The sequence below is a fragment of the Pseudoxanthobacter sp. genome, assembly GCF_036822375.1.
Classification (GTDB): Bacteria; Pseudomonadota; Alphaproteobacteria; order Rhizobiales; family Segnochrobactraceae; genus Pseudoxanthobacter.
Genome location: NZ_DAISHT010000052.1, coordinates 9,928 through 20,084 on the forward strand (window position 1 = coordinate 9,928; position 10,157 = coordinate 20,084).

9 protein-coding genes are annotated in these 10,157 nt (G+C 69.7%); 7 read left to right on the top strand and 2 right to left on the bottom strand.

All coding sequences use genetic code 11. The features are described from left to right. A partial coding sequence (locus V7067_RS07390) for a hypothetical protein (protein WP_334175244.1) occupies nucleotides 1-588 on the top strand: 588 nt, incomplete at its 5' end. Between the two features lie 9 nt (nucleotides 589-597). Here V7067_RS07390 and V7067_RS07395 read toward each other — a convergent pair. Next, nucleotides 598-2,064 (bottom strand): pyridoxal-dependent decarboxylase, encoded by a 1,467-nt coding sequence (locus tag V7067_RS07395; RefSeq protein ID WP_334175245.1) that lies wholly within the window; start codon nucleotides 2,062-2,064, stop codon nucleotides 598-600. A gap of 331 nt (nucleotides 2,065-2,395) precedes the next feature. On the opposite strand from V7067_RS07395, the gene V7067_RS07400 reads away from it, so the two are divergent. The 5 genes from V7067_RS07400 (at nucleotide 2,396) to V7067_RS07420 (ending at nucleotide 8,147) form a co-directional block, all read left to right on the top strand. After that, complete coding sequence (locus V7067_RS07400) at nucleotides 2,396-3,463, top strand: LacI family DNA-binding transcriptional regulator (RefSeq protein ID WP_334175246.1); 1,068 nt, start codon at nucleotides 2,396-2,398, stop codon at nucleotides 3,461-3,463. A 255-nt stretch (nucleotides 3,464-3,718) separates the two neighbouring features. Continuing rightward, the gene (locus tag V7067_RS07405) at nucleotides 3,719-5,602 is read left to right on the top strand and encodes an alkaline phosphatase (RefSeq protein WP_334175247.1); all 1,884 of its coding nucleotides are present in this window, start codon (nucleotides 3,719-3,721) and stop codon (nucleotides 5,600-5,602) included. 68 nt (nucleotides 5,603-5,670) lie between these two features. After that, entirely contained in the window at nucleotides 5,671-6,135 is a 465-nt protein-coding gene (locus V7067_RS07410) for a hypothetical protein (protein WP_334175248.1), read from the top strand. 9 nt (nucleotides 6,136-6,144) lie between these two features. Next, entirely contained in the window at nucleotides 6,145-6,834 is a 690-nt protein-coding gene (locus V7067_RS07415) for an ABC transporter ATP-binding protein (protein ID WP_334175249.1), read from the top strand. Then, nucleotides 6,831-8,147, top strand: a complete 1,317-nt coding sequence (locus V7067_RS07420) for an ABC transporter permease (RefSeq protein ID WP_334175250.1) — start codon at nucleotides 6,831-6,833, stop codon at nucleotides 8,145-8,147. Before V7067_RS07415 ends, V7067_RS07420 begins: the two co-directional genes overlap by 4 nt. Before the next feature lie 33 nt (nucleotides 8,148-8,180). On the opposite strand, the gene V7067_RS07425 is transcribed toward V7067_RS07420, so the two are convergent. After that, nucleotides 8,181-9,074, bottom strand: a complete 894-nt coding sequence (locus V7067_RS07425) for a LysR family transcriptional regulator (RefSeq protein WP_334175251.1) — start codon at nucleotides 9,072-9,074, stop codon at nucleotides 8,181-8,183. A 176-nt stretch (nucleotides 9,075-9,250) separates the two neighbouring features. Between V7067_RS07425 and V7067_RS07430 the strand changes: the two genes are divergently transcribed. Next, on the top strand, nucleotides 9,251-10,157 hold a 907-nt coding region (locus V7067_RS07430; RefSeq protein ID WP_334175252.1), incomplete at its 3' end, for an aldehyde dehydrogenase family protein.

Sequence of the window (10,157 nt, forward strand, 5' to 3'; positions counted from 1 at the left end):
GGCGGCAAAAATGCCGGGCGCAAGGGGGCCGGAGCCGGCGGTGCGGTAAAGGCGGCCGCCCCGAAGGGCGCCGGCAAACCGGCGGGCAAGCCAGCCGGCGGTAAAGCGGCGTCGGGCAAGGCTGCGGCCGGCAAACCGGAGGCCGGCAAACCGGAGGGCGGCAAGGCTGCGACCGGAAAGACGGCGGCCCGCGAGTCTCTCACCGGCAAGTCTCTCACGGGCAAGGCATCGACGGGCAAGGCGTCGACGGGAAAGACGCTTGAGGGCAAGATGCTCGAGGGCAAGACTGCATCGGGCAAGGCGGCATCGGACAAGCCGCTCACGGGCAAGGCGGCTGCAAAGGCCGGTGCCGGCAAGGCCGCCGGCAGCAAGCGCGCCGCCGGGGCGGCGAAATCCCGTGCTGCCGGCCCCGCGCCGGCCGGTGCGGCGTTGCCCGGTGCTGCGCCGCAAAAGTCGGGCGCTGCGAAATCGAAGGCCGGCAAGGGCGCCCGGGATGCGAAGGCGGAGCCCGGTGCCGCCGGCGGCAGCGGGCCGGATGGCGTGCGGCCCGGCAGCGACGGGCTGCCGCACGCCGCCTCCGCGGCCTGAACCGCGCCGTCAGGCGTCGCGGGCGGCCAGCAGCCGGTCTGCGGTGGCCAGCAGGGCATCCACGAACCGGTGGATATCGGCGGCGACCGTGCGGTGGTTCACGAACGCACAGCGGATTGCCAGCGCTCCGCCGATGCGCGTGGTGGAGGGCGCCGCAAGGCCGCTTTCCTGCAGGGCGATGACGACGGCGTGGTTCAGGCCATCGGCATCCCGATCGTCGCGCACGCGGAAGCAGACGACATTGAGCGGCGCGGGGGCGAGCAGTTCCAGCCGCGGTTCGTCCGCGATGCGGGCAACGAGCTCGGCCGCCCGCTCGCAGCAGGCCTCGACCACGCGGCCGAGGGCTTCGGCCCCGTGGGTGCGGATGGTCATCCACACTTTCAGCGCGCGGAAGCTGCGGGACAGATCCGGCCCCAGATCGCACGGCCACGGCGCGCCGGCGGCAAGGCCGCGGGTCTCCTGGCTGAGATAGTCGGCGTTCTGGGCGAAGGTATCGAGCAGCGTCTGCTGATCGCGCACGACGAGGCAGCCGGCGTCGTACTGCACCTGCCCCCATTTGTGGAAATCGAAGGCAGCGGAATCGGCATTGGCGATGCCTTCCACCAGCCCCTTCAGCTTCGGCGACAGCGCGGCAAAGGCACCGAAGGCGGCATCGACATGAAACCACAGGCCGCGCGCCCGGGCGATGCGGGCAAGGCCGGCAAGATCGTCGAAGGCGCCGGAATCGACTGTGCCCGCAGTGCCGGCAATGAGGAACGGCGTCAGGCCGGCATCGAGATCGGCGGCGATCTGCGATTCCAGCGCGCCGAGGTTCATGCGCCGGTCGGCATCGGCGGGAATGCGGCGCAGGCAGTCGGCGCCGATGCCCGCCATGTCCATGGCGCGCGGCAGGCAGGCATGAACGCCGGTCTGCGCATAAGCCACCAGACGGGCCTCGCCCAGCCCGCGCCGGCGCACCGCAGGGCCCAGCATGTGGCGCCGTGCGGCAAGCACGGCCATGAAATTGGCCATCGAACTGCCGGTCACCATCAGCCCGCCGGCGCCGTCCGGAAAGCCCAGCATGCGCGCCGCCCAGCGGATCACCTGCCGTTCAAGCTCGATGGGGGCGTGGTCGCGGCCGCCCAGATTGGCGTTGAGCCCGGCCGCCAGCAACTCGCCCATCATCGCCGCCGGGTTGCCGCCGCCATGCACCCAGCCCATGAACAGCGGGTGCAGGTTGCCGGTGGAATAGGGCGCGATCAGGCGGCTGAAATCCTCATAGGCCGCCTCAAGGCCGGCGGCCTCGTCATCGAGCGGGGCGTGCAGCTCGGCGCGCAGCGCCGCCGGCATCGGCTGCCAGACGGGGCGGTCGCGGACATGGGCGACGTGGTCGATCATGTCGTCAAGCATGCGGTGGGCGAGAGAGCGAAAGGCCGGCCAGTCCCTGGGGTCGAGGTCTGCCTGTACCGGGCCGCGGGGCGTCTCGGGCTCTGTCATGCAAATCGCCTTGTCTCGCCGGCTTGTCTCGCGGCACCGCCGCTCTCACCCCACCATAGGCGAGCCTGCCGGCCGGGCCAACCCGGCACGGCCGCGGGGCGGCGCGGCGGCCGCGGCTGAGCGGCGTACATCAGGGATTGAGGAAATCCGGTCATCGCCGTCTTGCAGGGGCGGCGCCGGCAGGCCATGTTCGGGTCTCCCCGTCCGGCTCGGGGCGGGCCGGTCCCCTTGCACGGCAACCCGAATCAGAGTTCGTCACCATCGCGAAGCGGTGACGGTCCGGTGCAGGGCCACAGGGCCGGCCGCAAACGGCAGGGCCCGGCACGGGCTGGTGTCTGCGCAGAAGCCGTCGAAGCGCTTTGGAGGATCGGGAGTGGGCCGCGCCACGCTGCAGGATGTCGCCAGACAGGCGGGAGTAAGCGTTGCGACCGTGGATCGCGTGCTGAACCGGCGCCCGGGCGTGCGCGCCGACACTGTCCGGCGGGTTGAGGAGGCGGTCGACCGGCTGGGCTACCGGCCCGATCCGCTGGCGGCCCGGCTTGCCCGTGCAACGCGGCTGCGGTTCTGTTTCCTGCTGCCCACCCGCAACACGTCCTTCGCCTCCATGCTGGTCAGCGAGGCGTCGTCGGCGGCCGGCTGGCTGGCCGATCAGCGCGCGGAAATCGATGTCTGCCGCGTCGATGTGTTCGATCCCTTCGTGCTGGCCGCGGCTCTCGACACCCTCGATCCCTGCTATCAGGGCGTTGCGCTGGTGGCGCTGGACCATCCGGCGGTGCGCGAGGCGATCGACGGGCTGGTGGCGCGCGGCGTCACGGTGGTGACGGTGGTTTCCGATGTGCCGGCCTCGCGGCGTCAGCACTTCGTCGGCATCGACAACTCCGCCGCCGGCCGCACCGCGGGCACGCTGATGGTGCGCCTCAACCGCGGCCGCAAGGGGGCTATCGGCGTCATCGCCGGGTCGTTCGCCCTGCGCGATCAGGCCGAGCGGCTGTTCGGCTTCCAGCAGGTGGTTTCCGCCCATTTCCCCGACATGGTGGTGCTGCCGCCGCGCGAGACGCGCGACGATTTCGACCTCAACCGCGCGGTTGCCGGCGACATGCTGGCCGAGCGGCCGGACCTGATCGGCATCTATTCCCTCGGCGCCGGCAACCGCGGCATCGTTGCCGCGCTGGAGGCGAGCGGCCGGGCGCAGGATGTGGTCTTCATCGGCCATGAACTGACCGCCCATTCGCGCGCCTGGCTGATGTCCGGGGCGATGGACGTGGTGATCGACCAGAACCCCGGCCACGAGATTCGCTCCGCCGCCCGCGTGCTGGTGGCCCACGCCACCGGCGTGCCGCTTGTGGAAGGGCAGGAGCGCATCCGCATCGGCATCTACATCCGCGACAATCTGCCCTGAGCCGGCGGCGGCCCGGCCGATGGGCGCCCCTCATGCCCGGCCTGCCCGGCGGTGCGTCGTCGGGTTGAAATGTTATATCATTCAGGAGGTTGAGCCGCCCCGGCGACATGTTTAGCCGGCGGCGTTCACGGCGCTGACATGCACGCTGCCTATCTTCCGCCGCAATCGCCGGCCGCCCCGCAAGGGGTTCGCCGGCCGGTTGTTTCCGGGCTCCGTTCCCGATCCGGTTCCCTTGTCAGCAAATTGGCGGACGACATGCGACACTCCTGGCTGGCAGCCCTTGCGCTTGCCCTCATTCCGGCCACGGCCATCATTCCCGGTGTGGCTTTTGCCCAGACCGGCGAGACCAAGCAGCTTGAGGCTGACGACGGCACCGCCACCAAGATTTTCCCGATCAACCGCGCCACGCTGCTCTCCGGCGGCAAGTTCGACCTCAAGGTCGAGTTCCCGGCGGTGGTGAAGGAAGGCGATATCCGCCTCACCGTGGGCGGCAAGCCGTTCGCCGAGGTCTTCCGGGAAAAGCCGGTCTATATCGAGAACGAGAACGGCAAGGACGGCTCTTCGCTGGTGCTGAAGCAGGTCTCCATCGAGATCCCCGGCGACTATACCGTTGAGGCGGAAGGCAAGGGCGCGGACGGCAAGACCTACCGCTCCAGCGTGAAGTGGGATGTGTTCGGCACGCCGCAGCATGCCCGCGCGAAGAACATCATCTTCCTGCTCGGCGACGGCATGACCGTTTCCATGCGCACCGGCGCGCGCATCATGTCCAAGGGCAATACCGAGGGCAAGGCGAACGCCCGGCTGAACATGGACACCCTGCCGGCGATGGCCTTCATCGGCACGTCGTCGACCGACTCGATTGCCGCCGACAGCGCCAACACCATGTCGGCCTACATGACGGGCCAGAAGTCGGCCGTGAACGCACTCGGCGTCTACGCCACCCGCGCCAAGAGCTCGCTCGACCAGCCGCATCAGGAAACCATCGCCGAAGCGATCCGCCGCGCCGCGCCGGAAAAGTCCATCGGCATCGTCTCCAACGCCGAGATCGAGGACGCCACCCCGGCGGCCGTCGTCTCCCACACCCGCCGCCGCGCCGACAAGCCGGAAATCGTCGGCATGTTCTACGACGTGAAGCCGGACGTGATCCTCGGCGGCGGCTCGGCCTATTTCCTGCCCAAGAGCACGCCGGGCTCCAAGCGCAAGGACGAGACCGACTACATCGCCAAGTTCCGCGAGGCGGGCTATCCGTTCGTTGCCGACAAGCACGAACTGGCGAAGGTGGCCGGCGAGCCGGGCACGGAGAAGGTGCTGGGCCTGTTCTCCACCGGCAACATGGAAGGCACCGTCAACATGCAGCTCGGGCTTGAGGGGGCCAAGAAGTTCCCCGACCAGCCGAGCGAAGTGGAGATGATGAAGGCCGCCCTGAACATCCTTGAGAAGGACAAGGACGGCTTCTTCCTGATGGTGGAAGGCGCTCTGATCGACAAGTATGAGCACCCGCTCGATTTCGATCGCGCCATGGTCGAGACCATCACCTTCGACAAGCTGGTCGGCATCGCGCAGGATTATGCGAAGACGCATCCCGATACGCTGATCATCGCCACCGCCGACCACACCCACGGCGTTTCGATCATCGGCACCGTCGATGACGACAAGCCGGGCACCGTGGTGCCCGAGGTCAGCAACAACGCGCAGGTGACCGGTTCGGAAACCATCACCCCCGGCATCGCCATGCGCGAAAAGGTCGGCACCTATCAGGACGCCGGCTTCCCGAACTACACCGACAAGGACGGCGACGGCTATCCGGACACCATCAACGTCAGCCGCCGTCTGGCCGTGTTCTCCAACAACTTCCCGGATTACTACGAGACCTTCCGTCCCAAGATGGACGGCACCTTCGTGCCGGCCGTGAAGAACGAGAAGGGCGAGTATGTGGCGAACGAGGCCTACAAGACCGTGCCCGGCGCGGTGCTGCGCATCGGCAACACGCCGCGCTCGGAAGACACCGGCGTTCACGCGGTCGACGACGTGGTGCTGCAGGCGCAGGGCCCGGGTTCGGAAATGCTCCGCGGCTACATGGAGAACTCCGACGTGTTCCGCGTGATGGCCGACGTGTTCGCCCTCGGTGCGAAGAACTGAGAGCCGGCCTGACCGGCTTGGCGGGACCGGCCTTTCGCCGGTCCCGTTTGCGTTTGCGGAGGAATGCGATGACAGGCGGTGCAACGGGTCTGAGCCGGCGCGGCTTTCTGGCGCTTGGCGGTCTCGGTCTGGTTCTGGCCGGCGGCGGGCCGGTGCAGGCGGCCCTGCCGCGCCTCGGCTTCGACGAGCTTTACGGCAAGGTCAGCGTTCTCGGCCTGACGCTGTCCGACAAGCTGAAGGCCCTGACCGGGCAGCCGGTGGCGATGCGCGGCTTCATGGCCCCGCCGCTGAAGGCGGAGGCGAAGTTCTTCGTGCTGTCTTCCACGCCGCTGTCGATCTGCCCGTTCTGCTCGTCGGATGCGGACTGGCCGGAGGATATCGTCGTCGTCTACCTCAGCGAGAAACAGACCTTCGTGCAGTATAACGCCCCCATCGACGTGGAGGGCACGCTGGAGGTCGGCTCGTGGACCGATCCGGAGACCGGTTTCGTCAGCCTCATCCGCCTGACGGCGGCGCGCTTCTCTCCGGCCTGAGGTATCGCCATGGTTTCGCTCCGGCTTGAAGCCGTCACGGTGTCCTTTCCCGGCCTCGCGGCTCCGGTGCTGGACGTGCCGCGGCTCGATATCGCCGCCGGCGAGGCGGTGGCCATTACCGGGCCGTCGGGCTCCGGCAAGTCGACGCTGGTCAACGTGATCACCGGGCTGGAAAAGCCGGCTTCCGGGCGGGTGATGTGGGGCCGGCACGATCTGGCGGCCATGGGCGAGGCGGCGCGCGACCGCTTCCGTGCGGAGACTGTCGGTCTCGTCATGCAGGATTTTCATCTCTTCGCCGGGCTGAGCGCACTGGAAAACGTGCTGCTGCCGGCGCGGCTGCGCGCCTTTCGCCTGCCGGCGGAAGCGGGCGGGCGGGCGCTGGCGCTGCTGGCGCGCGTCGGCATCGCGCGGCCGGAACAGCCGGTGGAAACGCTGTCGCGCGGCGAGATGCAGCGCGTGGCGGTGGCCCGTGCCCTGCTGCGCCGGCCGAAAGTGATCGTGGCCGACGAGCCGACCGCCAGCCTCGATGCCGCGGCGGGCGGGGTGGTCGCCGGTCTGATGGCCGACCTTGCGGCCGAGGAGGGGGCGATGCTGATCGCGGTCACCCATGACGACCGGCTGGTGCGGCGCATGGCCCGCATCATCCGGCTGGAGGCGGGCCGGATCGTGGCCGATGCCCGCGCGGAGGCCGCGGCATGATCCCGTTTCATCTGATTGCAGCCGATCTGAAGCGGCTGTGGGTCGGCGGGGTGGTGATCGTGCTGCTGATCGCCTTTGCCACCGCGCTGGGCGTGGCGGTCACGCTTCAGGAGCGCGCGCTGCGGCTCGGCAGCGCGCGGGCGGCGGACCGCTTCGACCTCGTCGTCGGCGCGCCGGGCAGCGAAACGCAACTGGTGCTCTCGGCGGTGTTTCTGGAGCCCGCGCCGCTGCCGCTGGTCAGGGGCAGCGTGCTGGCCGCTCTGTCGCGCGATCCGCGCGTGGCGTGGGCGGCCCCGGTCGGCTTCGGCGACAGTTTCGAGGGCCTGCCCGTGGTCGGCTCCACCGCGCAGTTCGTGGCGGCCGGCGGCGCGCTGACGGAGGGCCGGGTGTTCAGCCGCCTGAACGAGGCGGTGGCGGGGGCGCTGGCGCCGCTGCAGATCGGCGACATCGTCAAGCCGATGCACGGCCTTGCCGGTGAAGGCGGACACACCCACACCGAACTTGCCTACACCGTGACCGGCCGCATGGCGCCGACCGGCACGCCGTGGGACCGGGCGATCCTCGTGCCCATCGAGGCGGTGTGGCGCATCCACGGGCTCGGCGGCCCTCATCACGACGAGGCCGGGGCCACCGGCGCGGCTCATGAGGCAGATCACGGCAGCGAAGCAGATCACGATCATATAGCGGATCATGATCATGAGACGGATCACGATCATGCCGCAGACCGGGACGCCGCCGCGCCCGATCATCCCGGCCCGCCCTGGGCCGACGACAGCCCCGGCGTGCCGGCCATTCTCGTCAAGCCGAAGTCCATTGCCGATGCCTATCGGCTGCGCCACGACTATCGCCGTGGCGAAGGCACGCTCGCCGTGTTCCCGGCGGAGGTGCTGACCCGGCTCTATGCCACGCTGGGCGACGTGCGCTCGGTGCTGACCGTCATCGCGCTCGGCACCGAGGCGCTGGTGGCGGCGGCGGTGATGCTGGTGACGGTGGTGCATCTTTCGCAGCGGCGGCGGCAGATCGGGGCGCTGCGGGCGCTGGGCGCGCCGCGGGTTTCGATCTTTGCGCTGGTGTGGATCGAGATCCTCGCGCTGGTGGCGGCGGGCATCGCCGCCGGCTTCGCGCTCGGCTATGTCGCCGCCCGCATCATCTCCGCCGCCTTCACGCAGAAAAGCGGCGTGGCGCTGCCGGTGGAATTCGTGGCCGGCGACTGGGCCTTTGCCGGCCTGCTGCTGCTGGTGGCGGCGGTCATTGCCGCGGTGCCGGCCGCCATGGCTTATCGCCAGCCGGCGGCGGCTGCGCTGCGCGGTTGATGCGGGATCACGGATAAAACACGCCGGAACGCTTTAAAGCGTTCCGGCGGCGGTGCGAATCCACCGCGTGAAGCCGCGCACCAGCGACGAGCCGGCGCGCTGCTCGTGGTAGACGATGAAATAGGCCTTGTCGGTGGAAAGCGGCAGGTCGAACAGGATCTCCAGCCGGCCCGACTTCAGCTCCTCTTCCACCAGAAAACGCGGCACGAGGGCCACGCCGAGGCCGGCGACCGCGGCCTGTGCGATCATGGAGAACTGCTCGAACCGCGGCCCGCGGCGGGCGGCTGCGGCATCGAGCCCGGCCTTCTCGAACCAGTCGCCCCACGCCGTCGGCCGCGTGCTCTGGTGCATCAGCGTGGCCCGGGCCAGATCGGCCGGGCGTTCGATACCGTGGCGGGCGCGAAAGCCCGCGCCCACCACCGGCACCATCTCCTCGCGCATCAGCGGTTCGCAGATCGCCCCCGGCCAGGTCGGCGCGCCGAAATGAATGACCGCATCGAACGGCTCGGCCCCGAGGTCGAAGGGCGTGAGGCGGACGGTGAAGTTCACCGTCACGTCGGGATGGGCGGCGAGGAAATCCGGCATGCGCGGCATCAGCCAGCGGGTGGCGAAGGTGGGCAGCACCGCAAGGTTCAGCGTGCCCGCCCCGCCGGCAAAGGCGGAGACGCGGTGGGTGGCCTCGGTCAGGTCGTGCAGCAGGCGCGTGACGTCGCTGAAATAAAGCCGGCCGGCATCCGTCAGCACCACGCGCTGGCGCACGCGCTCGAACAGCATCACACCGGTCAGGTCCTCCACCTGCCGGATCTGCCGGCTGACGGCGCCCTGCGTGAGGTTCAGCTCGGTCGCCGCACGCGAAAAGCTGCCGTGCCGCGCCGCGCTCTCAAAGGCCTGAAGCGCGGCAACGGAGGGCAGGCGGCCCCGGCTCATGACCGCGGTTTTCCTGTCGCGGCAGGCAGATGGCGGCAGGCCGGGCAGAGCGCGTTCATGCAGGGTCATTCCAAAAGCTCATGATCCTTTGACAACATATCGCTTTACGGCGCAACAGGGCGCAGAAATATTTGCCCCTCAGTCCGGCCCGGCCGGCAGGAACGGAAGGAACGATCATGAGCGCGGAAACCGCAGGCGCCCTTGCAACCGAGACGGCGGAGATCCTCGCCCGGCTGGGCGTGGACCCGGCGGCGCTTTCCGGCGGCACGCTTGCCGTTTCCTCCCCGATCACCGGCGAAGTGATCGCCTGCCTGACCGAGACCACCCCGGCCGGCGCCGCAGCGGTGATCGCATCGGCCCACGAGGCCTTTCTGGCGTGGCGCAGCGTGCCGGCGCCGCGGCGCGGCGAGCTGATCCGCCTGCTCGGCGAGGAACTGCGCGCCGCCAAGGCCGATCTCGGCCGCCTCGTCACCCTCGAGGCCGGCAAGATCGTGTCCGAGGGCCTCGGCGAGGTGCAGGAGATGATCGACATCTGCGATTACGCGGTCGGCCTCTCCCGCCAGCTGTTCGGCCTTTCCATCGCCACCGAGCGGCCGAGCCATCGCATGGCCGAAACCTGGCATCCTCTGGGGCCTGTCGGCGTGGTCACGGCCTTCAACTTCCCGGTGGCGGTGTGGTCGTGGAATGCGGCGATTGCGCTGGTGTGCGGCGATTCCGTCATCTGGAAGCCGTCGGAAAAGACCCCGCTCACCGCGCTGGCGGTAACGGCGCTGTTCGCGCGTGCGGCAGAGCGCTTCGGCGGCGTGCCGGCGGGGCTTGCCGGCCTGCTGATCGGCGGGCGCGACATCGGCGAGGCGCTTGTGAACGATGCCCGCGTGCCGCTGGTCTCGGCCACCGGCTCCACCGCCATGGGCCGCATCGTGGGGCCGAAGCTGGCGGCCCGCTTTGCCCGCGCGGTGCTGGAGCTGGGCGGCAACAACGCCGCCATCGTCTGCCCCTCCGCCGATCTCGATCTTACGGTGCGCGCCGTTGCCTTTGCCGCCATGGGCACCGCCGGCCAGCGCTGCACCACGCTGCGCCGCC